Source organism: Pseudomonas nitroreducens, from assembly GCF_024170165.1.
Taxonomy (GTDB): Bacteria; Pseudomonadota; Gammaproteobacteria; order Pseudomonadales; family Pseudomonadaceae; genus Pseudomonas; species Pseudomonas nitroreducens_C.
Genome location: NZ_JALJXP010000006.1, coordinates 211,928 through 236,326, shown reverse-complemented (window position 1 = coordinate 236,326; position 24,399 = coordinate 211,928). Strand labels below are relative to the sequence as shown.

20 protein-coding genes are annotated in these 24,399 nt (G+C 65.5%); 14 read left to right on the top strand and 6 right to left on the bottom strand.

Features of this window, described 5'->3' with window-relative positions:
- Positions 1–74: 74 nt before the first annotated feature.
- The 6 genes from J2T47_RS14360 (at position 75) to J2T47_RS14335 (ending at position 8,553) form a co-directional block, all read left to right on the top strand.
- Positions 75–533, top strand: a complete 459-nt coding sequence (locus J2T47_RS14360) for a GtrA family protein (protein ID WP_253447802.1) — start codon at positions 75–77, stop codon at positions 531–533.
- A gap of 977 nt (positions 534–1,510) precedes the next feature.
- A complete protein-coding gene (gene arcD / locus J2T47_RS14355) occupies positions 1,511–2,962 on the top strand; it encodes an arginine-ornithine antiporter (RefSeq protein ID WP_253447799.1) in 1,452 nt (483 codons plus the stop codon).
- Positions 2,963–2,978: 16 nt separating this feature from the next.
- Positions 2,979–4,235: an arginine deiminase gene (arcA, locus tag J2T47_RS14350; protein ID WP_253447796.1), complete on the top strand. Its 1,257-nt coding sequence runs from the start codon at positions 2,979–2,981 to the stop codon at positions 4,233–4,235.
- Positions 4,236–4,373: 138 nt separating this feature from the next.
- A complete protein-coding gene (locus J2T47_RS14345; RefSeq protein ID WP_253447793.1) occupies positions 4,374–5,384 on the top strand; it encodes an ornithine carbamoyltransferase in 1,011 nt (336 codons plus the stop codon).
- A 72-nt stretch (positions 5,385–5,456) separates the two neighbouring features.
- Complete coding sequence (arcC, locus tag J2T47_RS14340) at positions 5,457–6,389, top strand: carbamate kinase (protein ID WP_253447790.1); 933 nt, start codon at positions 5,457–5,459, stop codon at positions 6,387–6,389.
- Between the two features lie 265 nt (positions 6,390–6,654).
- On the top strand, positions 6,655–8,553 hold the full coding sequence (locus tag J2T47_RS14335) for a beta-ketoacyl synthase (RefSeq protein WP_253447787.1): 1,899 nt from the start codon (positions 6,655–6,657) through the stop codon (positions 8,551–8,553).
- Between the two features lie 175 nt (positions 8,554–8,728).
- On the opposite strand, the gene J2T47_RS14330 is transcribed toward J2T47_RS14335, so the two are convergent.
- Positions 8,729–9,553 carry an HDOD domain-containing protein gene (locus J2T47_RS14330; protein WP_139791463.1) on the bottom strand — a complete coding sequence of 275 codons (825 nt, stop codon included), beginning with the start codon at positions 9,551–9,553 and terminating at the stop codon, positions 8,729–8,731.
- A gap of 192 nt (positions 9,554–9,745) precedes the next feature.
- Between J2T47_RS14330 and J2T47_RS14325 the strand changes: the two genes are divergently transcribed.
- On the top strand, positions 9,746–10,285 hold the full coding sequence (locus J2T47_RS14325) for a type 1 glutamine amidotransferase domain-containing protein (RefSeq protein WP_253447784.1): 540 nt from the start codon (positions 9,746–9,748) through the stop codon (positions 10,283–10,285).
- Positions 10,286–10,372: 87 nt separating this feature from the next.
- Positions 10,373–11,569 carry a class I SAM-dependent rRNA methyltransferase gene (locus J2T47_RS14320; RefSeq protein ID WP_253447781.1) on the top strand — a complete coding sequence of 399 codons (1,197 nt, stop codon included), beginning with the start codon at positions 10,373–10,375 and terminating at the stop codon, positions 11,567–11,569.
- A 162-nt stretch (positions 11,570–11,731) separates the two neighbouring features.
- Here the strand turns inward: J2T47_RS14320 and J2T47_RS14315 are convergent, their stop codons facing one another.
- Positions 11,732–12,046 (bottom strand): hypothetical protein, encoded by a 315-nt coding sequence (locus J2T47_RS14315; RefSeq protein ID WP_253447778.1) that lies wholly within the window; start codon positions 12,044–12,046, stop codon positions 11,732–11,734.
- Between the two features lie 375 nt (positions 12,047–12,421).
- Between J2T47_RS14315 and ilvD the strand changes: the two genes are divergently transcribed.
- Positions 12,422–14,260 (top strand): dihydroxy-acid dehydratase, encoded by a 1,839-nt coding sequence (ilvD, locus tag J2T47_RS14310; RefSeq protein ID WP_138213799.1) that lies wholly within the window; start codon positions 12,422–12,424, stop codon positions 14,258–14,260.
- Positions 14,261–14,317: 57 nt separating this feature from the next.
- Here the strand turns inward: ilvD and J2T47_RS14305 are convergent, their stop codons facing one another.
- Positions 14,318–14,761, bottom strand: coding sequence for a pilin (locus J2T47_RS14305; RefSeq protein WP_301295528.1), 444 nt, complete (start codon positions 14,759–14,761; stop codon positions 14,318–14,320).
- A 269-nt stretch (positions 14,762–15,030) separates the two neighbouring features.
- Here J2T47_RS14305 and J2T47_RS14295 point away from each other — a divergent pair, with 269 nt between their 5' ends.
- The gene (locus tag J2T47_RS14295; protein WP_253447775.1) at positions 15,031–16,422 is read left to right on the top strand and encodes a nucleobase:cation symporter-2 family protein; all 1,392 of its coding nucleotides are present in this window, start codon (positions 15,031–15,033) and stop codon (positions 16,420–16,422) included.
- 48 nt (positions 16,423–16,470) lie between these two features.
- The gene (locus tag J2T47_RS14290) at positions 16,471–16,938 is read left to right on the top strand and encodes a metallophosphoesterase family protein (protein ID WP_253447772.1); all 468 of its coding nucleotides are present in this window, start codon (positions 16,471–16,473) and stop codon (positions 16,936–16,938) included.
- A 66-nt stretch (positions 16,939–17,004) separates the two neighbouring features.
- Here the strand turns inward: J2T47_RS14290 and J2T47_RS14285 are convergent, their stop codons facing one another.
- Together J2T47_RS14285 and J2T47_RS14280 are read right to left on the bottom strand one after the other, a co-directional pair.
- Complete coding sequence (locus J2T47_RS14285; RefSeq protein ID WP_253447769.1) at positions 17,005–18,378, bottom strand: GTPase/DUF3482 domain-containing protein; 1,374 nt, start codon at positions 18,376–18,378, stop codon at positions 17,005–17,007.
- A complete protein-coding gene (locus tag J2T47_RS14280) occupies positions 18,371–19,756 on the bottom strand; it encodes a DUF2868 domain-containing protein (protein ID WP_253447766.1) in 1,386 nt (461 codons plus the stop codon). The genes J2T47_RS14285 and J2T47_RS14280 overlap by 8 nt, the downstream gene beginning before the upstream one ends.
- Before the next feature lie 164 nt (positions 19,757–19,920).
- On the opposite strand from J2T47_RS14280, the gene J2T47_RS14275 reads away from it, so the two are divergent.
- From J2T47_RS14275 to J2T47_RS14265, 3 genes are read left to right on the top strand one after another with little or no spacing between them, the layout of a single operon-like run.
- Entirely contained in the window at positions 19,921–20,943 is a 1,023-nt protein-coding gene (locus tag J2T47_RS14275) for a hypothetical protein (protein ID WP_253447763.1), read from the top strand.
- Positions 20,940–22,007, top strand: coding sequence for a hypothetical protein (locus tag J2T47_RS14270; protein ID WP_253447760.1), 1,068 nt, complete (start codon positions 20,940–20,942; stop codon positions 22,005–22,007). Before J2T47_RS14275 ends, J2T47_RS14270 begins: the two co-directional genes overlap by 4 nt.
- 20 nt (positions 22,008–22,027) lie before the next feature.
- On the top strand, positions 22,028–22,540 hold the full coding sequence (locus J2T47_RS14265) for a dihydrofolate reductase (protein ID WP_253448163.1): 513 nt from the start codon (positions 22,028–22,030) through the stop codon (positions 22,538–22,540).
- Positions 22,541–22,607: 67 nt separating this feature from the next.
- Here J2T47_RS14265 and J2T47_RS14260 read toward each other — a convergent pair whose 3' ends face one another.
- Positions 22,608–24,398 (bottom strand): acyl-CoA dehydrogenase C-terminal domain-containing protein, encoded by a 1,791-nt coding sequence (locus J2T47_RS14260; RefSeq protein ID WP_253447757.1) that lies wholly within the window; start codon positions 24,396–24,398, stop codon positions 22,608–22,610.
- Between the last annotated feature and the right edge of the window lies 1 nt (position 24,399).

Sequence of the window (24,399 nt, the reverse complement as noted above, 5' to 3'; positions counted from 1 at the left end):
ATCCAGCGCCTCTGGAAAATGGTCAAAAACACATAAAGCCTGCTTGAGATTAAGCATTTCGGAGCAAGGCTTTAATGACCATCTCTCACCATCTTCACCCTACAGCACCAGCAGCCCCTGCAATGTTAAAATCAACAAAGATTGCGGTCTTTTACATACTCTTCGCCATAATAGCGACAGCCGCCAACATTGGCGCACAAGACATATTCACTCGAATATATATCGGCCCATTAAGCATTCTTCTTTCCATTGCAGCAGGAACCGCCGCTGGCTTGGTAGTGAAATACACCCTCGACAAGCGCTACATCTTTCAGTTCAAGGCTCGAGACACGCTGCATGACAGCCAAGTCTTTCTCTTGTACAGCTTCATGGGGCTCGCCACCACCGCAATTTTCTGGGGCTTCGAATTCACCTTCGAGTATCTGTTCGAAAGCAAGGAAATGCGCTATCTGGGCGGAATCATTGGCTTGGCCATAGGATATATAGCCAAGTACCATCTGGATAAGAGGTTTGTTTTCCGCACAGATGCATGAAATCCCAGGCCAGTTCCCCCTCGGGAAAGTCTGTTCATTGCCCTACGAGGGATGAATGCCTCGAGCCTTCGCATAAGTCCCGCTGACTCCGAAACTGCAGAACAGCCCTTGAGCATTTCAATTCGCAGGATCGCCCACGATGTCAACTTCCTGTGGGCGAAGAAACTGTCACCATGCCAATGGAGCGTATTCACCCGATTGCACATCCTACTGGCCTGACTCCTGGGGGGAAGGGAAGGTTATATGGAGCACACTGTCATAACTTGAGCTTCTGCCTCCTGGCCCTCGAGGCTGAGCCGCACCTCGCAAAACCCTTCACGACAAACTGCGCAAACACGACCTGCTGTTCTCCGGCAGTGGCGGAAATTCCGCCGACGCGAGCGACATCTGAGCAAAAATCCGCCGATGACTTCCACTGCGACCAAGGGCGAACAGCGCAACAGAGCGCTCTGACGTAGTCTTCAGCCCTGGCATACACCTTGCTCTGCGACACGGGTGCGATTGCCTTGTGCATCACATCTCGCGACGTGCCCGCCACGCCGCGCCCGCCGGGCCACGAACCCGGTGGTGTCCTTCAGGCTTCTTGCCATCTCGCGCCTTTGCTTCGGCAGGCGCATCGCCGGGTGCAGTGATCCTGCCCCGGCCAATTTTCCCCTCTCGCCTCTTCGTTCGGGACTTTTCTACACAACGGTCCTGGACCTCTCTGCATTTGCGAATCAAGCGCAACGGCGCGCCCTGCGCGGGCCTGCGGAATCGACTGCCATTCTGCGGTCATGAAACCGCGCTCAAATCTTCACGAAATCCCCTCTAAATCGGGCGCTAATGCAAAACCTCTCCTATGGTTTATGCGGGGTGGGCAGAGCAGGAAGTACTGCCCGATACATTGGATAGCAAGCTATTGACCTGAATCAGGAGCGCCCCCCCGAGACGGGCGCTAAATAGCCTCACTCTCCAACTTCCTATAGGGAGATTCTTAAATGTCGCAAGAAAGCAGCCAAAAACTAAAGTTAGGCGCTTTGACGGCTCTCGTTGTCGGCTCGATGATCGGCGGGGGCATCTTCTCCCTGCCGCAAAACATGGCCGCCAGCGCTGACGTCGGCGCGATTCTCATCGGCTGGGCCATCACCGCGGTCGGCATGCTGACCCTGGCGTTCGTGTTCCAGACCCTGGCCAACCGCAAACCGCAACTCGACGGCGGTGTGTACGCCTACGCCAAGGCCGGTTTCGGTGACTACATGGGCTTCTCCTCGGCCTGGGGTTACTGGATCAGCGCCTGGCTCGGCAACGTCGGATACTTCCTCCTGCTGTTCAGCACCCTGGGTTACTTCTTCCCGATCTTCGGCAAGGGCGACACCGTCGCGGCAATCGTCTGCGCGTCGATCCTGCTGTGGGCCCTGCACTTCCTGGTGCTGCGCGGGATCAAGGAAGCGGCGTTCATCAACACCATCACCACGGTGGCGAAGATCGTCCCGCTGTTCCTGTTCATCCTGATCTGCCTGTTCGCCTTCAAGCTGGACATCTTCACCGCGGACATCTGGGGCAAGAGCAATCCTGACCTGGGCAGCGTGATGAACCAGGTGCGCAACATGATGCTGGTCACCGTGTGGGTGTTCATCGGCATCGAGGGCGCGAGCATCTTCTCCTCCCGTGCGGAAAAACGTTCGGACGTCGGTAAGGCCACCGTGATCGGCTTCATCACCGTCCTGCTGCTGCTGGTCCTGGTGAACGTGCTGTCCATGGGCGTGATGACCCAGCCGGAACTGGCCAAGCTGCAGAACCCGTCGATGGCGCTGGTGCTGGAGCATGTGGTCGGCCACTGGGGCGCGGTCCTGATCAGCGTCGGCCTGCTCATCTCCCTGCTGGGTGCCCTGCTCTCCTGGGTCCTGCTGTGCGCCGAGATCATGTTCGCCGCCGCCAAGGACCACACCATGCCGGAGTTCCTCCGCAAGGAGAACGCCAACCAGGTGCCGGCCAACGCCCTCTGGCTGACCAACATCTGCGTGCAGGTCTTCCTGGTCATCGTGTTCTTCACCTCCGGTAGCACCGACGGCGGCATGGACCCGTACACCAAGATGCTACTGCTGGCCACCTCGATGATCCTCATCCCGTACTTCTGGTCCGCGGCCTACGGCCTGCTGCTGGCAGTCAAGGGCGAGACCTACGAGACCGACTCGGCTGACCGCACCAAAGACCTGATCATCGCCGGTATCTCGGTTCTCTACGCGGTGTGGCTGATCTACGCAGGCGGCCTGAAGTACCTGCTGCTGTCGGCGCTGCTGTACGCGCCCGGCGTCATCCTCTTCGCCAAAGCGAAACACGAAGTGGGTCAACCCATCTTCACCAATGTCGAGAAGCTCATCTTCGCAGTAGTCGTGATCGGTGCACTGATCGCGGCCTATGGCCTCTACGACGGCTTCCTCACTCTGTAACTCCTGGAGACATCTCATGAGCACGGAAAAAACCAAACTTGGCGTCCATTCTGAAGCTGGCAAACTACGCAAAGTGATGGTCTGCTCGCCCGGACTCGCCCATCAACGCCTGACCCCGAGCAACTGCGACGAGTTGCTGTTCGACGACGTTATCTGGGTGAACCAGGCGAAGCGCGACCACTTCGACTTCGTCACCAAGATGCGCGAACGTGGCATCGATGTTCTGGAAATGCACAACCTGCTGACCGACATCGTGGCGAACCCGGAAGCCCTGAAGTGGATCCTCGATCGCAAGATCACCGCTGACAGCGTCGGCGTCGGCCTGACCAACGAGCTGCGTTCCTGGCTGGAAAGCCTGGAGCCGCGCAAACTGGCCGAGTTCCTCATCGGCGGCGTGGCCTCCGACGACATCCCGGAAAGCGAAGGCGCCAAGGCGCTGAAGATGTACCGCGACTACCTGGGCCACTCCAGCTTCCTGCTGCCGCCGCTGCCCAACACCCAGTTCACCCGTGACACCACCTGCTGGATCTACGGCGGCGTGACCCTGAACCCGATGTACTGGCCGGCGCGACGTCAGGAAACCCTGCTGACCACTGCCATCTACAAATTCCACCCGGAATTCACCAACGCCGAATACGAAGTCTGGTACGGCGATCCGGACAAGGACCACGGCATGTCCACCCTCGAGGGTGGTGACGTAATGCCCATCGGCAACGGCGTGGTCCTGATCGGCATGGGCGAGCGCTCCTCTCGCCAGGCCATCGGCCAGGTAGCCCAGGCGCTGTTCGCCAAGGGCGCTGCCGAGAAAGTCATCGTCGCCGGCCTGCCGAAATCCCGCGCTGCGATGCACCTGGACACCGTCTTCACCTTCTGCGACCGCGACCTGGTCACCGTCTTCCCGGAAGTGGTGAAAGAGATCGTTGCCTTCACCCTGCGCCCGGACGAGAAGAGCCCCTACGGCATCAACGTCCAGCGCGAAGAGAAGGACTTCATGACCGTCGTCGCCGAATCCCTGGGCCTGAAGAAACTGCGCGTCGTCGAGACCGGCGGCAACAGCTTCGCCGCCGAACGCGAACAGTGGGACGACGGCAACAACGTGGTCTGCCTGGAACCGGGCGTGGTGGTCGGCTATGACCGCAACACCTACACCAACACCTTGCTGCGCAAGGCCGGTGTGGAAGTCATCACCATCAGCGCCGGCGAACTGGGCCGCGGCCGTGGCGGCGGTCACTGCATGACCTGCCCGATCATCCGCGACCCGATCGACTTCTGATCCGCGGCAAGCTTCAGACGCAACTTCCACAAACAGAGCGCAAGCACCTCACGAGGCGGCCCCGCAAGGGCCGCCTGCCCCGCCAGCCACGAGCTGTACTGACGAGGCCGAGATTTCCGTCCCACAAGGAGATAGACCATGGCTTTCAATATGCACAACCGCAACCTGCTCAGCCTGATGCACCACAGCACTCGCGAGTTGCGCTATCTGCTCGACCTGTCCCGCGACCTGAAACGCGCCAAGTACACCGGTACCGAGCAGCAGCACCTGAAAGGCAACAACATTGCGCTGATCTTCGAAAAGACCTCGACCCGCACCCGCTGCGCCTTCGAAGTCGCCGCCTATGACCAGGGCGCCAACGTTACCTACATCGACCCGAACTCCTCGCAGATCGGCCACAAGGAGTCCATGAAGGACACCGCCCGCGTACTGGGCCGCATGTACGACGCCATCGAATACCGTGGCTTCAAGCAGGAGATCGTCGAAGAACTGGCCAAGTTCGCCGGCGTCCCGGTATTCAACGGCCTGACCGACGAATACCACCCGACCCAGATGCTGGCCGACGTGCTGACCATGCGCGAGCACAGCGACAAGCCCCTGCACGACATCAGCTACGCCTACCTGGGCGACGCCCGCAACAACATGGGTAACTCCCTGCTGCTGATCGGCGCCAAACTCGGCATGGACGTGCGCATCGCCGCTCCCAAGGAACTCTGGCCGACCGACGAACACGTCGCCGCCTGCAAGAAGTTCGCTGAAGAAAGCGGTGCCCGCATCACCATCACCGAAGACCCGAAAGAAGCCGTCAAGGGCGTGGACTTCATCCACACCGACGTCTGGGTATCCATGGGTGAGCCGGTCGAAGCCTGGGGCGAACGCATCAACGAGCTGCTGCCCTACCAGGTCAACATGGACATGATGAAGGCCGCCGGCAACCCGCGCGTGAAGTTCATGCACTGCCTGCCCGCCTTCCACAACAGCGAAACCAAGGTCGGCAAGGACATCGCCGCCAAGTACCCGCACCTGAAGAACGGCATCGAAGTGACCGAAGACGTCTTCGAATCCCCGTACAACATTGCCTTCGAGCAGGCGGAAAACCGCATGCACACCATCAAGGCAATCCTCGTTTCGACCCTCGCCGACATGTAATGCCGGGCCGCCCCCGGACCGCGACGAATCGCCGGTCCGGGGAGCGTTTCCACTCTTTCGGAGGAAATGAATATGCGTATCGTCGTCGCATTGGGCGGCAATGCCCTGCTGCGTCGTGGCGAGCCCATGACTGCCGACAACCAGCGCACCAACGTACGGATCGCTGCCGAACAGATCGCCAAGGTTGCCCCGGGCAACGAACTGGTGATCGCCCACGGCAACGGCCCGCAGGTCGGCCTGCTGGCCCTGCAGGGCGCGGCCTACGAGAAGGTCAGCCCCTATCCGCTGGACGTCCTGGGCGCCGAGACCGAAGGCATGATCGGCTACATGATCGAACAGGAAATGGGCAACCTGCTGCCGTTCGAAGTGCCGTTCGCCACCCTGCTCACCCAGGTCGAGGTCGACTCCAAGGACCCGGCCTTCCAGAACCCGACCAAGCCCATCGGCCCGGTCTACTCCAAGGAAGAGGCCGAAGCCCTCGCCAAGGAGAAAGGCTGGAGCATCGCCCCGGACGGCGACAAGTTCCGCCGTGTCGTGGCCAGCCCGCGGCCGAAGCGCATCTTCGAGATCCGCCCGGTCAAGTGGCTGCTGGAGAAAGGCACCATCGTCATCTGCGCAGGCGGCGGCGGCATCCCGACCATGTACGACGAATCCGGCAAGAAACTCTCCGGCGTCGAAGCGGTGATCGACAAGGACCTCTGCTCCTCGCTGCTGGCCCAGGAACTGTCGGCTGACATCCTGATCATCGCCACCGACGTGGACGCGGCCTACATCGACTGGGGCAAACCGACCCAGAAAGGCATCGCCCAGGCCCACCCTGACGAACTGGAACGCCTGGGCTTCGCCGCCGGCTCCATGGGTCCGAAGGTCATGGCCGCCATCGAGTTCGCCCGCGCGACCGGCAAGGACGCAGTGATCGGCTCGCTGGAAAACATCGTCGCCATCACCCAAGGCAAGTCCGGTACTCGCGTCAGCACCCAGAAAGCTGGCATCGAATACCGCTGAGCCGCCCTCAGCAAAGGCACCATCGAAACGGGAGCCCCAGTGGGCTCCCGTTTTCGTTCAGGGCCTCGCGCCGGATTCACTCAGGAACTCGTCGCCTTCTTCCGACAAATCCTGGCGCGAGCGTGACTCGGCGGTCATCATCCTCGTCAGCTAAAGCATTCCGAATCACTAGAAGCCACGCCTGGCTTTGTGCCACCGGGCCGCCCCTGCATGGGCCACCGTCGTCCGGCGCGCAAGATGCACTTGCTGAAGGAGTTTCCGAGAGATGTCTCGACTACCGGTCATCGTTGGTTTTGGTGGATACAACGCGGCAGGCCGCAGTTCCTTCCACCATGGGTTCCGCCGCACCGTCCTCGAATCCATGGAGAGCGCCGCCCGCCAGGAAACCCTCGCCGGTCTCGCGGTGATGATGAAACTGGTCAAGGTCGTCGAGGGCCAGTACCAGGATGCCGACGGCAACAACCTCGACCTGGCCGCCATCGAGCAGCGCTTCGAGCAGCAGATTCGCCAGTCCACCCTGATCCGCCGCATCGAGCTGCAATACCTCGACGTCGATGCCGCGCACTGCCACAAGAGCCTGACCGTCAGCGCCGCCGGCAGCCCGGTGACCTTCACCACCCTGCGCAAGCAACTGCCCGAGCCGCTGCCGGCCAACTGGTCGGTGGAAGAACTCGAAGGCGGCGAAGTCCGCGTCACTCTGCACGACAGCTGCGAATTCAAGGTCGACAGCTACCGCGCACTGCCGGTGAAGTCCGCCGGCCAACTGCCCACCGGCTTCGAGCCGAGCGAGCTGTACAACTCGCGCTTCCACCCGCGCGGCCTGCAGATGTCCGTGGTCGCCGCCACCGACGCGGTGCGCTCCACCGGTCTCGACTGGCAGACCATCTGCAACGCTGTCCAGCCTGACGAAATCGCCGTGTTCTCCAGCAGCATCATGAGCCAGCTGGACGAGAACGGCTTCGGCGGCCTGCTGCAGTCGCGACTGCGCGGCCACCGCGTGTCGGCCAAGCAACTGCCGCTGGGCTTCAACAGCATGCCCACCGACTTCATCAACGCCTACGTGCTGGGCAGTGTCGGCATGACCGGCAGCGTCACCGGCGCCTGCGCCACCTTCCTGTACAACCTGCAGAAAGGCATCGACGTCATCACCACCGGCCAGGCCCGCGTGGCCATCGTCGGCAACGCCGAAGCGCCGATCACCTCCGAGATCATCGAGGGCTACGCCGCCATGGGCGCGCTGGCCACCGAGGAAGGCCTGCGCCACATCGAAGGCCGCGACGACGTCGACTTCCGCCGCGCCAGCCGCCCGTTCGGCGACAACTGCGGCTTCTCCCTGGCCGAGTCCGCGCAGTACGTGGTGCTGATGGACGACGCCCTGGCCCTGGAGCTGGGTGCCGACATCCACGGCTCGGTGCCGGACGTGTTCATCAACGCCGACGGCTTCAAGAAGTCCATTTCCGCGCCCGGCCCGGGCAACTACCTGACCATGGCCAAGGCCGTGGCCGCCGCCGCGCAGATCGTCGGCGAGAACAGTGTGCGCCAGCACAGCTTCGTCCACGCCCACGGCTCCAGCACCCCGGCCAACCGCGTCACCGAATCGGAAATCCTCGACCGCGTCGCCACCGCCTTCGGCATCGAAGGCTGGCCGGTCACTGCGGTGAAAGCCTTCGTCGGCCACTCCCTGGCCACCGCCAGCGCCGACCAGGTGATCTCCGCCCTGGGCACCTTCCGCTACGGCGTCATCCCCGGCATCAAGACCGTCGACAAGTTCGCCGACGACGTCTTCAAGGACCACATCGCGCTGTCCAACAGCGACGTGCGCCGCGACGACCTGGAAGTCTGCTTCATCAACTCCAAGGGCTTCGGCGGCAACAACGCCACCGGTGTGCTGCTGTCCCCGGCCGTTACCGAGAAGATGCTGCGCAAGCGCCATGGCGACGCCGCCTTCGCCGACTACCAGGGCCGCCGCGAAGCCACTCGCGCTGCCGCCCGGCAGTACGACGAAGCCGCGACCCAGGGCCGTTTCGAGATCATCTACAACTTCGGCAACGACATGATCGACGAGCACGCCATCGAGATCAGCGACCGTGGCATCCAGGTCCCCGGCTTCAGCCAGACCATTGCCTACAAGAAGGACGCGCGCTTCAGCGACATGCTCGACTGATTGCCGACGTTGAACGAAAAAGCCGGGCAGATGCCCGGCTTTTTCATGCCTAACTGTTCACCCCATACTTGGCTGGCGCTGTAGGAGCGAGCTTGCTCGCGAACCGCTCAACGCCTTACCCGCCGGGAAACTCGTTCGCGAGCAAGCTCGCTCCTACGAAGAGCCTACGCGGCGGTCAGTACGTCCCCTGCCCCACGCCCAGTTCGAGAATGCTCGCCTTGAGGTTCTCGAAGTCGTACTCGCTGAGCCCGACGTAATCCAGCACCAGCGCGCGCACGCTCTCCCACTCGTGGTCCTCGTCCTGGTTGCCCAGCACGCGGTACGAGCCACAGATGTGCTCGGCCATCTTGAGGATCGCCAGCAGGTTCTTCAGCTGGGTATCCCGGCAGTTGTCCTCGCTGAAGATCGACAGCGCATTGTGATGATTGGCGATGGCTTCGCAGACGTGCTCCGGCAGGCGCCAGGAGCGCGCGGTGAAATAGCCGACCACGGCGTGGTTGGTGTTCAGCACGCGGTTCTCGGTATCCACCACCCGGCGCTCGTCGCTGGCGCTGGCGTAGGCCTCCTCCAGCACCGCCATGTAGTGCGGGAAGCGCTTAAGCATCAGCGGGATGCCGCAGTTGTGGAACAGTCCCAGCGCGTACGCCTCGTCCACCGACTCGTAGCCGATGCGCTTGGCCAGGGTCAGGCAGCTCATGGCCACGTCCTGGGCGGTGTCCCAGAAGCGGTTGAGGGTGACGATGGTGGCGTCGCTCATCTCGCCCTTGATCGACTGGGCGTTGATCAGGTTGATCACCGAGCGGCTGCCCAGCAGGTTCACCGCGCGCTGGATCGAGGTGATGCGGTTGGCCAGGCCGAAGAACGGCGAATTGACCAGCTTCAGCAGCGCGCCGGACAGCCCCGGATCCTGGCTGATCAGCTTGGCGATCGCCTTCAGGTCCGGGTTGGGCATGAACTGCTCCATCTGCAGGTCAACCATGATCTGCGGCTGCGGCGGCACGCTGATGCCCTGCAGGGCCTGACGGATCTGTTCGGCGGAGAGTTCTGGGGACATGGGGCGCGCTGGGAAAAGTTGACGGGGTGCACAGTTTACCCAGAGCCGAGGCTTCCGGGAGTGCTGCTTTTGATTGAACTTTCATCGGCGGCTGTGTCGGAACCTTTACACCCAAGCGGAAGAAATGGGAGACAAGTCATGAGCCAGACACTCAAAGGCAAGACCATCGCCATCCTGGTCACCGACGGTTTCGAGCAGGTGGAGCTGACCGGCCCGCGCGACGCCCTGAAGGAAGCCGGGGCCAAGGTGAAGATCCTTTCCGACAGCAAGGACAAGGTGCGCGGCTGGAACCACGACCAGCCGGCCGACAACTTCAAGGTCGACGGCACCTTCGAGACCGCGCGCGTCGACGAATATGACGCCGTCCTCCTGCCGGGCGGGGTGATCAACGCCGACCAGATCCGCAACCTGCCCAAGGCTCAGGAAATCGTGCAGAAGGCCGCCCAGGCCGACAAACCCATCGCAGTGATCTGCCATGGCGCCTGGCTGCTGGTCTCCGCCGGTCTGGTGAAGGGCAAGACCCTGACCAGCTGGAACTCGCTCAAGGACGACATCAACAATGCCGGGGGCCACTGGGTCGACCGCCAGGTGGTCAACGATGGTGGGCTGATCAGCAGCCGCAAGCCCGAAGACATCCCCGCCTTCAACAAGCAGCTGATCGAAACCCTGGCCGCCTGAACGCCGCCGATCAAAAGCCCGTGCGCCGCGCAGCGGCGGCGCGCGCCGCTGCGCTATAATCCCGCTCTTTTGCCGGAGCCCTTCCCCATGACCCTGCCCAGCCTGCGTCTGAAAGCCAACGCCGAGCGCCGCCTGCGCGCCGGCCACCTGTGGGTCTACAGCAACGAGGTGGACGTCGCCGCCACCCCGCTGAACGGATTCGGCGCCGGCGAGCAGGCCATCCTCGAAATGGCCAACGGCAAGCCGCTGGGCATCGTCGCGATGAGTCCGAACAACCTCATCTGTGCCCGCCTGATTTCCCGCGATACCAAGCACGTTCTCGACAAATCCCTGCTGGTTCACCGCCTGAACGTCGCCCTGAGCCTGCGCGACCGGCTGTTCGACAAGCCCTTCTACCGCCTGGTCTACGGCGACTCCGACCTGCTACCGGGCCTGGTGGTCGACCGCTTCGGCGACGTGCTGGTCGTCCAGCTCGCCTCGGCGACCATGGAGAAGCACCGCGACGACGTCCTGGCTGCCCTGCTGCAGGTGCTCAAGCCCAGCGCCGTGCTGTGGAAGAACGACTCCAGCGCCCGTGACGCCGAAGGCCTGGAGCGCTACGTGGCCAACGCCTACGGCGACGTCCCGGAGTGGGTCGCGCTGGAAGAGAACGGCGTGAAGTTCGAAGCCCCGGTGCTGGCCGGCCAGAAGACCGGCTGGTTCTACGACCACCGCATGAACCGCGCCCGCCTGCAGCCCTACGTGCAGGGCAAGCGCGTGCTCGACCTGTTCAGCTACATCGGCGGCTGGGGCATCCAGGCCGCGGCCTTCGGCGCCAGCGAAGTGATGTGCGTCGATGCCTCCGGCTTCGCCCTCGACGGCGTCGAGCGCAACGCCACGCTGAACGGCCTCGCCGAGAAAGTGGCCTGCGTGGAAGGCGACGTGTTCGACGCCCTGCGCGAGCTGAAGGCCGCCGACGAGCGCTTCGACGTGATCGTTGCCGACCCGCCCGCCTTCATCAAGCGCAAGAAGGACCTGAAGAACGGCGAGGCCGCCTACCGCCGCCTCAACGAACAGGCCATGCGCCTGCTGTCCAAGGACGGCGTGCTGGTCAGCGCCTCCTGCTCCATGCACCTGCCCGAGGACGACCTGCAGAACATCCTGCTGGGCAGCGCCCGCCACCTGGACCGCAACATCCAGCTGCTCGAGCGCGGCGGCCAGGGCCCGGACCACCCGGTGCACCTGGCGATCCCGGAAACCCGCTACATCAAGAGCCTGACCGTGCGCCTGCTGCCCAACGGCTAAGGCATCGCGGAACGAAAAACGGGGCGCCTCCTGACGGGAGCGCCCCGTTTTTCATTGCAGTCGCGGACGGCGGATAACGCTTGTGGCGTTATGCGCCCTACGGGCATGCAGCCGCGTAGGGCGCATAAAGCGGAACGCTTTATCCGCCATGCCCTCCTGCAATTACTTCATCGGCATCAACGAATCCGCCTCGCTGATCACCGCGTTGCCGGTCTTGCGCTCGAACAGGCACAGCTCGCGGCCCGGTTTGCCCTTCATGTGCTTCTGCGCATAGGTGCCACCAATCATCAGCGCCGTGTAGCCCACGCTGTCATCGAACAGCACCGGGGCGCCCAGCACCTTCTTGTTCTGCAGATGGCTCAGCGCCAGGCAGGCTTCGCGCTGCTGCTTGTCCTGCGCCTGCCAGGCCTGATCCGACGAGGCTTGCACGCTGCCGGCGAAGAGCGCGGCGAGCAGGGCGATGCGGGTGACTTTCATGGGGTTGCTCCTTCAACGAACGGGACCGAAAAGCGTCGATGGCCATTCTGACCACGCCAGGACGGCGAAAGTCTATGGCCTGTACCGACCACCAGCCTTTCCCTGGCGGCAAGGGCCGGCGTAGAATCCGGGGCATTCCTGCCATTTATCCCCCGGCGGGCCTGTGAGCCCCGGCCGAGCAGGCGGTGACCCCGCCAAGCCCCGCGCCGACCTCGCCCATGCAAGGCCATCTGCTGTTTGCATCCGGTGCGTACCGCGCTCACGATACGACTTAGAGTCCGCTCAAGGTCTCGCCGGCCAGCCCTACCCGCTGTACGCCGCCGCATAGAAGACCCGGATCGACTCCCACCGTGACCTGATGCGCAGGAACCTGTCATGCCCGATTACCGCTCGAAAACCTCCACCCACGGCCGCAACATGGCCGGCGCCCGTGCCCTCTGGCGCGCCACCGGGATGAAGGACGAAGACTTCAAGAAGCCGATCATCGCCATCGCCAACTCCTTCACCCAGTTCGTGCCCGGCCACGTGCACCTGAAGGATCTGGGCCAGCTGGTCGCCCGCGAGATCGAAAAGCACGGCGGCGTGGCCAAGGAATTCAACACCATCGCCGTGGACGACGGCATCGCCATGGGCCACGACGGCATGCTCTATTCCCTGCCGTCGCGCGAGATCATCGCCGACTCCGTGGAATACATGGTCAACGCCCACTGCGCCGACGCCATCGTCTGCATCTCCAACTGCGACAAGATCACCCCCGGCATGCTGATGGCCGCCCTGCGCCTGAACATTCCGGTGGTGTTCGTCTCCGGCGGCCCGATGGAAGCCGGCAAGACCAAGCTGGCCAGCCACGGCCTGGACCTGGTCGACGCCATGGTGGTGGCCGCCGACGACTCCTGCTCCGACGAGAAGGTCGCCGAGTACGAGCGCAGCGCCTGCCCGACCTGCGGCTCCTGCTCCGGCATGTTCACCGCCAACTCGATGAATTGCCTGACCGAAGCCTTAGGGCTTTCCCTGCCGGGCAACGGTTCGACCCTGGCCACCCACGCCGACCGTGAGCAGCTGTTCCTGCGCGCCGGCCGCCTGGCCGTCGAGCTGTGCCAGCGCTACTACGGCGAAGGCGACGAGTCCGTGCTGCCGCGCAATGTCGCCAGCTTCAAGGCGTTCGAGAACGCCATGACCCTGGACATCGCCATGGGCGGTTCGACCAACACCATCCTGCACCTGCTGGCCGCTGCCCAGGAGGCGGAGATCGCCTTCGACCTGCGCGACATCGATCGCCTGTCGCGCAAGGTGCCGCAGCTGTGCAAGGTCGCGCCGAACATTCAGAAGTACCACATGGAAGACGTGCACCGCGCCGGTGGCATCTTCTCCATCCTCGGCGAACTGGCCCGTGGCGGCCTGCTGCACACCGACGTACCGACCGTGCACAGCCCGAGCATGGCCGACGCCATCGCCGAGTGGGACATCACCCAGACCCAGGACGAGAAGGTCCACACCTTCTTCAAGGCCGGCCCCGCCGGCATCCCGACCCAGGTCGCCTTCAGCCAGAGCACCCGCTGGGACACCCTCGACGCTGACCGCGCCGAAGGCTGCATCCGCAGCGTCGAGCACGCCTACTCCCAGGAAGGCGGTCTGGCTGTGCTGTACGGCAACATCGCCCTCGACGGTTGCGTGGTGAAGACCGCCGGCGTGGACGAATCCATCCACGTGTTCGAAGGCCGCGCGAAGATCTTCGAAAGCCAGGACGGTGCCGTGAAGGGCATCCTCGCCGACGAGGTGAAGCCGGGCGACATCGTGATCATCCGCTACGAAGGCCCGAAAGGCGGCCCGGGCATGCAGGAAATGCTGTACCCGACCAGCTACCTGAAGTCCAAGGGCCTGGGCAAGGACTGCGCCCTGCTCACCGACGGCCGCTTCTCCGGCGGTACCTCGGGCCTGTCCATCGGCCACGCCTCGCCGGAAGCCGCCGCGGGCGGCGCCATCGGCCTGGTGCAGGACGGCGACAAGGTGCTGATCGACATCCCCAACCGCAGCATCAACCTGCTGGTCAGCGATGAAGAACTGGCCACCCGCCGCGCCGAGCAGGACAAGAAGGGCTGGAAGCCGGCTCAACCTCGCGCGCGCAAGGTGAGCACCGCACTGAAGGCCTACGCCCTGCTGGCCACCAGCGCCGACAAGGGCGCGGTACGCGACAAGGCGCTGCTGGACGGTTGAGTCTGGCGGTGACATGAAAAAGCCCGGCATTCGCCGGGCTTTTTTATTGCGCTCGGATCAGGACTTCGCGCATCCCCCTGTACCGGGCTTGATGCCCCGGTCTTCGTTGCAGATGGTGCCTGAAACCTCCCAGATCAGGTTCGCCTTGGTTCCGTCCTTGGGCTTCATTTCCAACAGCAGTTCTTTGCCGTCGCTATCGGTCGCGCGGGTGGTGACCTTGATCAGGCCGTCCTTCACTGAATATTCACCCTTGATGTTGCTGGTCTCATCGAAGTCTTTCGGGATTCCATAGGCTCCCGCGTCGCAACCGTTCACCGAACCCACATCAGCAACGCACAGTGCAACGGCCGTCTTCACGCTGGAGATCTCTGCCATCGCCGCTGCGGCTTTCGAGCGGGAGGAGTAATCCGAATACAGCGGCAACGAAACCGAAGCCAGAATCCCGATGATCGCCACCACGATCATCAGCTCAATCAGGGTGAAACCTTGTTGTTTGCGCATTTGCGTGTCCCTCGGGATTGAGCCGGAACCCCGAATGGCTCCGGATGCCTTCCAGTGAAGCCACGCCAGCGGGCCGACACACTCAGACGCGTCCGCGCACCCTGTTGAAAATTCAGCAGTTTTTTCCAGGCCGAAAGCCGCCGGGGTACCGCCACAGGGAGACGCCGTAGGAACCCTGCCTTCCCCATTCATCCCGACTTGCCTCATGGCACTGTGCGATCCCGCCACGGGCCAGTAAAATCGCGCTCTTTTTTCCCGGACCGCCGCCCATGAGCTCCCTCGAGAACCCGTCCGCCGCCAAGGACCAGCCCGACCTGGTCTACGGCCTGGAAGACCGCCCCGCCCTGCCCATCGCCCTGTTGGCGGCGCTGCAGCACCTGCTGGCGATCATCGTGCCCATCGTCACCCCCGGCCTGCTGATCTGCCAGGCGCTGGGCGTGTCGCCGCGCGACACCAACCTGATCGTGTCGATGTCGCTGGTCATCTCCGGCATCGCCACCTTCGTCCAGTGCAAGCGCTTCGGGCCGTTCGGCGCGGGCCTGCTGATCGTCCAGGGCACCAGCTTCAACTTCGTCGGCCCGCTGATCGCCGGCGGTGCGCTGATGGTGAAGAACGGCACCCCGGTGGAAGCGGTAATGGCAGCCATCTTCGGCGTGGTCATGGCCGGCTCCTTCGTGGAGATGGGCGTGTCGCGCATCCTGCCCTTCGTGAAGCGCCTGATCACCCCGCTGGTCACCGGCATCGTGGTGCTGATGATCGGCCTGACCCTGATCAAGGTCGGCCTGATCAGCATGGGTGGCGGCTTCTCCGCCATGGCCAACGGCACCTTCGCCAACGGCGAGAACCTGATGCTGTCGGGTCTGGTGCTGGCGATCATCGTCATCCTCAACCGCATCCCGGTGGTGTGGATGCGCAGCGGCGCCATCGTCATCGCCCTGGCCGTGGGCTACGCGCTGGCCGGCTACCTGGGCCGCCTGGACTTCACCGGCATGCACGAGGCGCCGGCCTTCCAGGTCCCGGTGCCGCTGCACTTCGGCCTGGGCTTCTCCTGGAGCCTGTTCATCCCGATGCTGGTGATCTACCTGGTGACCTCGCTGGAAGCCATCGGTGACGTCACCGCCACCAGCAAGATCTCCAAGCAGCCGGTCGAAGGCCCGCTGTGGATGCAGCGCATCAAGGGCGGTGTGCTGGTGAATGGCGCCAACTCGCTGCTGGCCGGTCTGTTCAACACTTTCCCCAGTTCGGTGTTCGCGCAGAACAACGGCGTGATCCAGCTGACCGGCGTCGCCAGCCGCCACGTCGGCCTGTGGATCGCCGCGATGCTCGTCGTGCTCGGCCTGTTCCCCAGCGTTGCCGGGGTGATCCAGGCGGTGCCCGAGCCGGTGCTCGGCGGCGCGGTGATGGTGATGTTCGGCGCGGTCGCCGCCTCGGGGATCAACATCCTCGCCGGCACCCACCTGGACCGTCGCGCACTGCTGATCATCGCCGTCAGCCTGGCGCTGGGCCTGGGCATCTCCCAGGTACCGGAGTTCCTCGCACACATGCCCCACGCGATCCGCAACGTGCTGGAGTCCGGCGTCGCCACCGGCGGTATCTGCGCCCTGCTGCTCAACTGGTTCCTGCCCGAGTCCGACGCCGTCAGGGCGTCGCACAACGACTGAACCGCCACGACGCCACCTTCGGGTGGCGTCGTCGTTTATGCTCCCCGGATGACCACTTCCCTGCGCATCGGCGTCATCGCCGACACCCACGGCCTGCTGCGCCCCGAAGCGGTGGCGGCACTGCAAGGCTGCGAACGCATCCTGCACCTGGGCGACATCGGCCCCGCCGCGCTGCTCGATCAGCTGCGCGAACTGGCGCCGCTGGACGTGGTGCGCGGCAACAACGACACCGACGACTGGGCTGCCGCCTTACCAGAAACGCTGCGGCTGGAGCTGGGCGGGCTGCGCCTCTACCTGATCCACGACCTCAAGCAACTGGCCATCGATCCGCTGGCCGAAGGCATCGACGTGGTGCTGGCAGGGCACTCGCACAAGCCGCTGAACGAAGTGCGCGACGGGGTGCTGTACCTGAATCCGGGCAGCGCCGGGCCGCGGCGGTTCAAGTTGCCGATTGCCTTGGCGATCCTGACCGTTCGCGAGGGTGAGGCCGAGGTGGAGATGGTGTCGCTGGTCTGAGCGTGACCTTGTAGGAGCGGGCCATGCCCCCGATCACGGGCATGGCCCGCTCCTACAGGTTGATCCTCAAGGCTCGAGCAGATGCGTGGCCAACTGCGCCACCGCCTCCTGCCGCTCACTCTTCTCGCCGCGCCGGCGGCCATTGAGGGCAGACCACTCCGGATGCGCCCGCGCCTTGCGCAGGGCCTCGGGCAACTTGCCCTCGCGCCACTGCTTGTCTTCGGGCGACTGCACCTGGATCGCTTCCACCGCCGCATGCCCGCGCGTCTGCAGGGCCGCCAGCAGTTGCCTCTGGCGCAGCGCCAGCAGGCGCAGCACGCTGTCATCCACCGACAGCTCGCGGCTGCCCTTGAGCTTGCCCAGCAGGCGCTGGCCGTAATGGCCGACGGTCTGCCAGGCGCCGCCGGCGATGGCGCCCAGCGCGGTGGCCGCGCCGAGGGTCAGGCCACCCACCAGCAGGTCGATTCCCGCGCCCGCCGCTGCGCCGGCCGCAACACCGCCACCGAGGCGAATGCCCAGCTGGCGCAGGGTTTCCGGGTTGAACAGGTCATCGCCCCAGCGCCCATCCAGCAGTGGCAGATCGGCAGCGCGGGCGTCGTCCTTGCGGAAGGCGTAGAGGCTGAGCAGCGCCTTCACGCAGCTGTCTTCGCGCTTGCGCACCTGATTGCGCAGCGCTTCGGTGGCGTCGCGCACCGCCGCGTCACCCGCGGGCACCAGCTGGCGGCAGGCGGCGACATCCACCAGCAGTTCGGCGATCAGTCGCGCCCCGGCTTCGCGGCGGGCGACGGCCTGGGCCTCGTGATCGGCCACCAGCCGGTCCAGCCGCGGGCGGGCGCGCTCCAGCAGCAGCGCCAGGCTTTCGTACAGGCGCCGCTCGCCATCCAGCGGCGGCGCCACGCTGTCGAAGCGCACCAGCGCATGCAGGCCCAGGCGGGACAGCGCCTCGCGCCACTGCTCCTCGCGGTGCTGCGGGCTGGCGACGAAATTCAGCACCGGCAGCAGCGGCCGCGCGCAGGCGGCAAGCACCGCCAGTTCGTCGCGGTACTTGGCCAGCACCGGCTCGCGGGCGTCGATCACATAGAGGCCGGCGTCGGAGGCGAGCAACTGGCGCAACACCTTGGCTTCCTGTTCGAAGCGGCCACGGGCTTCGCTGCCCTCCAGGAAGCGGCGCAGCTTCTCCGGGCCGTCCAGCCGTTCACCGGGGCGCTCCAGGCCGTCGAGGAAGTCACGCAGGGCGATGGCATCCTCCAGACCCGGTGTGTCGTACAGCTCCAGCAGCGGCTCGCCGTCCACCGACAGCCGCGCGCCTTCCACATGCCGCGTGGTGCTGGGGCGATGGGATACCTCGCCGAAGCCCACGTCGCGGGTCAGGGTGCGCAGCAGGGAGGTCTTGCCGACGTTGGTGTGGCCGACCACGGCCAGTTTCAGCGCATCAGTCATGCCCGGTCTCCAGCCAGCCCAGCGGCGACGCCGAGGTGTGCGGCAATTGCAGGCGCTCGATGCCGGCGTGCCAGTCGCCCAGACGCTCGGCGTCCAGCGCCTCACCGGCCGGCGCCTGCAACAGCCAGACGCGGGTGGCGGCGGCGCAGCGCGACAGTTCGGCGATCAGCGCCAGGGTGCCGCGATCCGGCGAACGCCGCGGGTCGCAGGCGATCACCAGGCGCGCCGGCGGGTAGCGGGTGAGTTGTTCCAGCAGGCGGCGGCGCTGAGCGCCGTCGTCGAGGTCGCCGGCATGGGCGATGCTTTCCGCCAGCTTCGGCGGCCAGCCGGGCCGGTCCAGCAGTTCGATGGACACCAGCACGGCGCCATCGGCGGTGGTCGCCGGGGCCTGCGCCTGCGGTTCGATCAGTTCGTCTGGCGCAGCATCGCTGACACCCAGGCGCTCGCTGGCCGGCATCAGACGTTCGCGCAGCAGGGCGTAGCCGGGCAGCGAGACATCCAGCGCCAGCTGCGCACGCCCGCGCTTCCAGCGCCACAGGCAGAGCAGCCACAGCGCGCCGCGCAGCATCACGCCGTACACCAGCAGGATGCCCACCAGCCAGCCGGCCCAGGCGTGGCGGGCGTTCTCGCTGGCCACCAGGGCGTCGCCGCTGGCTCGCACCAGGTCGGCATCCGGCTGCGGGAAGCCGAGCAGCGACGGCAGCGCGCCGAGGCCGTGGGTCAGGGCGATGAAGGTATCGCCGCCGAGGATGGTGGTCTCCCAGACGAAGCCATAGCGCCGCGTCGCCAGCAGCGCCAGCATCACCGCCAGCGCGCTGGCCAGGGCAACGAACCAGAGGCCGTGGACCAGCAGGCCGAGCGCCCAGCGCGAGAGCTTCTGCCGGTCCAGCAGCACCAGCAGCGCGGGCGCCAGCTGGGCGGCGTGGGCATCGCGGGCGAGCTTGCCGCTCAGCCACAACCACAGGCGACCGAGCGCACCGGCGGCCTCGCCGCCAGCGAAGAAGGCCATGGTCCAGCCGATCAGGGTTATCAGGTGCAGGCCAAGCAGGCTGGCCAGGGCCCAGAACACGTTGACCGGGCGCAGGCCGTCGCCGAGGGCGGCGAAGGCCAGGCCGCCACCGCTGCACAGTGCCAGCGCCAGCAGCAGGTACAGCGCCAGGCGCGAGCCCTGCACCCAGGTGCGCAGCGCGGCGCGCTGGCCGTCGCGCTCGGCGAGCAGCAGCGCGCGCTGTTGCAGGCGGCGGGCAAGGTCGCCGCCACTGACGATGGCGCGGCGGTTGGCTTCGCTGTCTTCCAGCGGGCCGACCTGCTCCTCGCGCAGGCGCACGGCCTCGCACAGCCACAGGGATTCGAGGGCGGAAGCGGGGGTTTCGCTCACGGGGTCTCCGACAGTCGGTACTCGGCACCAAGGATAACCGCTGCTCGCCGCTGCGTCCCGGCACCGCCGGTAACACCCGCTGGCGTCAACCAAACCAAGGGGGGGCTCTCGCCGTGCCCGACCAGCCTCACACTCGGAAAAAACAACAAGAATGAGGCCTCGCCATGCTGCGCTCGATGCTCAGTGCCTTGCCCCTGCTGCTGGCGGCCGCCAGCGCTGCCGCCGTGGAAACACCGCCGGTGCGTCCCTCCGACTGGGGCCCGGATACCCCGCTGATGCAGGCGGTGCCGCCGCGCGTGCTGGACGCCAACGTCAGCGCCCGACAGTCCGACAGCAACACCTCGCAACTGTGGATCAGCCACACCGACTTCCGCCTGCACGACGACATCGGCTTCTTCATCCGCAGGATGCTGATCCAGATGAGCCCGGTGGCCGGTGCGGGCACGCCGCTGATGCTCGACGACCCGAAGTCCATGGTCGCGCGCATCCAGGCCGGGGACATCTTCGTCGCCGACGCGACCCTCGCCAGCCTGCTCAACGAGGAGCTGCGCAACGCCAACGCACCGGTACGCAACCTCAGGCTCAGCACCCGCGCCGACGGCCAGGAGGTCCACGGCGAACTGCTGCGCAAGGGCCGCTGGCGGCCGCTGCGGATGGTCACCGGGATCGAGCAGGCCGGGCCGCTGAAGGTGGCGCTGGTGCCGCAGCGGATCTTCGTCGACGGAGTGGATGTCACCCCGTCGCTGACCGCCGCGTCCATCGAGATGTCCGAGGTGCTGCAACTGCACACCGCACACATGCAGCTGATCGGCAACCGCATCCTGGTCGACCTCGACGGCCTGTTCCCGCCACCGCGCCTGGACTTCACCGTCAGCCACCTGAAGCTCGCCGACGGCGGCATGGACCTGCTGCTGGGCAGCGACCTGGCCGAGTTGAAATGGCCACAGCTCAAGGCGCCGCAGAGCTACATGTTCATCGAGGGCGGCGACATCAAGATGGCGCGGACCATCCTGGTGAAGGCCTACGCGCTGTTCACCAGCCTGAGCCCCGACGCTCCGCTGCTGTTCAACCTCTACGACTACCGCCGCCAATTGCAGTACGGCGAAATCCGCCTGCGCGAGGACGGCATGGTGCACATCGCGGTCTCGCCGGTTAAGGCGCCCGCTCCGGAGGAGAAAGCCCTATGAGAACCCTCCTCGCCTCCCTGCTCTGCCTCGCACTGGCCGGCCAGGCCGTCGCCGAGAGTGCCATCGACAAGCAGCAACGCGAACTGGGCGTGCTGCGCCAGGGCTGGTTCCAGCAGACGCCGCCGGCGCCGGATTTCAAGGCCAGCCGTCCGGGCGGCCTGCGCGATTCCGGCCAGGACGGCGTGGGCATCCTGCTGAATAACGTGGACATGTACTTCCAGGGCAACATCGGCTTCCACAGCCCGCTGCTCAAGGGCTGGCTGGTGCCGCTCAAGGCCGGCGCGCCGATCGACTTCGATCGCCCGCAGGACATGCGCATCAACGTCTCCGAAGGCGAGGTGATCCTCAGCCCCGAGCAGCTCGGCAGCCTGTTCAACCAGCACATCCTCGCCTACCCGGAGACCATGCTGCGCGACTTCAGGCTGAGCATCGAAGGCGACCGCCTGCTGGTCTCCGGCGAGGTGCAGCCGCTGGGTGTCGGCCCCTGGCTGCCGCTGCGGCTCTCCGGTACGGTGAAGCTCGACGGCGACAACCTCGACTACCAGCCCGACAGCGTGAAGGTGCTCGGCGTGCCCAGCTACGGCGCCATGAGCCTGGTAGGCCTGCGCCTGGATTCGCTGGTGACCCTGGAGCGACCGGGCGCGGTGCTGCAGGACAACGTCATGCACCTGAACTACCACCAGGTCTTCCCGCTGGTGGGCATCGACGGCCGCGTCGAATCCACCTGGCTGGATGCCAAGGGCCTGCACCTGAAGTTCGCGCCGAAGGACGGCGCCGCCTCGCTGGCCTTCGAACCGCCGCGCCAGGCTGGGCAGTCCTACATCTGGCTGCAGTCGGGCGACCTGAAGATCTTCGAGATCCTCATCACCTACTCGCAGGTGCTGCTCAAGGCCGAGCGCGCGGACCAGACGCTGGCCTTCAACCTCAAGGACTACCGCAAGGTGCTGGCCACCGGCATCACCCAGGTCAACGAAGACGGCACCTTCTTCATGCGCGTTCCGCCCCCCGCCGGCCCCGCCGACGGCGAGCGACTGGTATCCTCTGGCAACGGGAGTTCCCGCTGATGTTCACCACTGGAGTCGAGATGACCCAAGCACTGCCCCTGGCGATGATCGCCGCCCTTGCCGAGAACCGCGTGATCGGCGTGGACAACCGCCTGCCCTGGCACCTGCCGCAGGACCTCAAGCACTTCAAGGCGATGACCCTGGGCAAGCCGGTGATCATGGGCCGCAAGACCTGGGACTCCCTCGGCCGGCCGCTGCCGGGCCGGCTGAACATCGTGGTGACCCGCCAGGCGGGCCTCACGCTCGAAGGCGCGGAAGTCTTCACCAGCCTCGACGCCGCCCTGGAGCGCGCCGAGCAATGGGCCAGGGACGAGGAAGCCGACGAGCTGATGCTGATCGGCGGCGCCCAGCTCTACGGCGAAGCCCTCGGCCGCGCCGAACGCCTCTACCTGACCCGCGTGGGCCTGAGCCCGGCCGGTGATGCGCACTTCCCCGAAGTGAACGAAAGCCAGTGGCACCTGGCGTCGAGCATCGAGCACGATGCCGAAGGCGAGACGCCGGCCTATGCGTTCGAGGTGTGGGAGCGCGCCTGAGTCCCAAGCCGCGCAACGAAAAACGCCGCCCCGGTTCCCCGGCGCGGCGTTTTTCTTTACTCCCGCATCAGAACGCGAAGTGCTCCGCGTCCAGCGCCATCAGGCAGCCCGCGCCGCCCAGCAGGGCCTCGCGGTGCATGCTGGCGCGCGGCAGGATGCGCTTGACGTAGAACTCGGCGCTGGCGAGCTTGGCGCGGTAGAAGTCCGCGTCACCCTCGCCGGCCGCCAGCTTCGCCTGGGCCACGCCAGCGGCTTGCAGCCAGAGACCACCGAGCAGCACATAGGAGCAGTACTGCAGGAAGTCCACCGAGGTGGCGCCGATTTCCTGTGGGTCGCGCTGGCAGGCGGCGATCACTTCGCTGGTGAGGCTGCGCCATTCCAGCAGGCGTTGGCGGACGGTTTCCGCGAGACCAGCCAGTTCAGTGCGCGCGCCGACGGTTTCGCAGACCGCCGCCAGTTCACCGATCAGCGCGTTCAGCTCGGTACCACCATCGCCCAGCAGCTTGCGGCGGATCAGGTCGAGCGCCTGGATGCCGTTGGTGCCTTCGTAGATCTGGGTGATGCGGCTGTCGCGCATCAGCTGTTCCATGCCCCACTCGCGGATGTAGCCGTGGCCGCCGTAGACCTGCACGCCGAGGCTGGAGACCTCCTGGCCGACGTCGGTGAAGAACGACTTGACGATGGGGATCAGCAGCGCCGCGCGCTTGCTCGCGGCCTTGCGGCCGTCCGCCTCGGGGTGGCCGTGCTCCAGGTCCAGCTCGCGGGCGCAGAGTGCGGAAATCATCCGGCAGCCCTCGGTGAGGGTCTTCTGGGTCAGCAGCATGCGCCGCACGTCCGGGTGGACAATGATCGGGTCGGCAGCCTTTGTCGGCTCGGCCGCACCGGTCAGCGCGCGCGATTGCAGGCGCTCGCGGGCATAGGCCAGCGCGCCCTGACAGGAGCGCTCGGCTATCCCTAAGCCCTGCAGGCCGACCTGGAAGCGCGCGTCGTTCATCATGGTGAACATGCACGCCAGGCCCTGGTTGGCCTGGCCGATCAGCCAGCCGGTGGCGCCGTCGAAGTTCATCACGCAGGTGGACGCGCCCTTGATGCCCATCTTGTGCTCGATGGCGCCGCAACTCAGGGAGTTGCGCGCACCCGGCGTGCCGTCGGCGTTGGCGATGAACTTGGGCACCAGCAGCAGGCTGATGCCCTTCACCCCGGCCGGTGCATCCGGCAGGCGCGCCAGCACCAGGTGGACGATGTTCTCGGAGAGGTCCTGCTCGCCGCCGCTGATGAAGATCTTGCTGCCGCTGACGCGGTAGCTGCCGTCCGCCTGCGGTTCGGCACGGGTGCGCAGCAGGGCCAGGTCGGTGCCGGCCTGGGGCTCGGTGAGGCACATGGTGCCGCTCCACACGCCGCTGACCATCTTCGCCAGGTAGTCGCGCTGCAGCTCCGCCGCGCCGTGCTTGTACAGCGCCAGGACCGCGCCTTCGGTGAGACCGGAATAGACACGGAAGGACAGCGAGGCGGCCATCAGCATCTCGTGGAAGCTGGCCGCAACCATCTGCGGGAAGCCCTGGCCGCCGAACTCGGTCGGGCCGGTCATGCTCGCCCAGCCGTTGTCGCAGTACTGCTGGTAGGCCTCGCGGAAGCCATCCGGGGTGGTGACTTCGCCATTGAGCAGGGTCGCGCCCTGTTCGTCGCTGTTGCGATTCAGCGGGGCGACCACTTCGCCGGTGTAGCGCGCGCCTTCTTCCAGCACGCCGTCGATCAGCTCGCGGTCGAGGCCATTGCCCAGCAGCTCGCAGTGGGCGCTGACGTCGAACAGCTCGTGGAGGACGAAGCGCATGTCGCGCAGGGGTGCCTGGTAACTCATG

Coding starts and splice junctions, on each gene's coding strand:
- J2T47_RS14295 (WP_253447775.1), top strand. CDS start 15,031: ATGAGCTCCCTCGAGAACCCGTCCGCCGCCAAGGACCAGCCCGACCTG.
- J2T47_RS14315 (WP_253447778.1), bottom strand. CDS start 12,046: ATGAAAGTCACCCGCATCGCCCTGCTCGCCGCGCTCTTCGCCGGCAGC.
- arcD (WP_253447799.1), top strand. CDS start 1,511: ATGTCGCAAGAAAGCAGCCAAAAACTAAAGTTAGGCGCTTTGACGGCT.
- J2T47_RS14345 (WP_253447793.1), top strand. CDS start 4,374: ATGGCTTTCAATATGCACAACCGCAACCTGCTCAGCCTGATGCACCAC.
- J2T47_RS14360 (WP_253447802.1), top strand. CDS start 75: ATGACCATCTCTCACCATCTTCACCCTACAGCACCAGCAGCCCCTGCA.
- arcC (WP_253447790.1), top strand. CDS start 5,457: ATGCGTATCGTCGTCGCATTGGGCGGCAATGCCCTGCTGCGTCGTGGC.
- J2T47_RS14260 (WP_253447757.1), bottom strand. CDS start 24,398: ATGAGTTACCAGGCACCCCTGCGCGACATGCGCTTCGTCCTCCACGAG.
- J2T47_RS14325 (WP_253447784.1), top strand. CDS start 9,746: ATGAGCCAGACACTCAAAGGCAAGACCATCGCCATCCTGGTCACCGAC.
- J2T47_RS14305 (WP_301295528.1), bottom strand. CDS start 14,761: ATGCGCAAACAACAAGGTTTCACCCTGATTGAGCTGATGATCGTGGTG.
- J2T47_RS14335 (WP_253447787.1), top strand. CDS start 6,655: ATGTCTCGACTACCGGTCATCGTTGGTTTTGGTGGATACAACGCGGCA.
- J2T47_RS14270 (WP_253447760.1), top strand. CDS start 20,940: ATGAGAACCCTCCTCGCCTCCCTGCTCTGCCTCGCACTGGCCGGCCAG.
- J2T47_RS14320 (WP_253447781.1), top strand. CDS start 10,373: ATGACCCTGCCCAGCCTGCGTCTGAAAGCCAACGCCGAGCGCCGCCTG.
- J2T47_RS14285 (WP_253447769.1), bottom strand. CDS start 18,378: ATGACTGATGCGCTGAAACTGGCCGTGGTCGGCCACACCAACGTCGGC.
- J2T47_RS14265 (WP_253448163.1), top strand. CDS start 22,028: ATGACCCAAGCACTGCCCCTGGCGATGATCGCCGCCCTTGCCGAGAAC.
- arcA (WP_253447796.1), top strand. CDS start 2,979: ATGAGCACGGAAAAAACCAAACTTGGCGTCCATTCTGAAGCTGGCAAA.
- J2T47_RS14290 (WP_253447772.1), top strand. CDS start 16,471: ATGACCACTTCCCTGCGCATCGGCGTCATCGCCGACACCCACGGCCTG.
- ilvD (WP_138213799.1), top strand. CDS start 12,422: ATGCCCGATTACCGCTCGAAAACCTCCACCCACGGCCGCAACATGGCC.
- J2T47_RS14275 (WP_253447763.1), top strand. CDS start 19,921: ATGCTGCGCTCGATGCTCAGTGCCTTGCCCCTGCTGCTGGCGGCCGCC.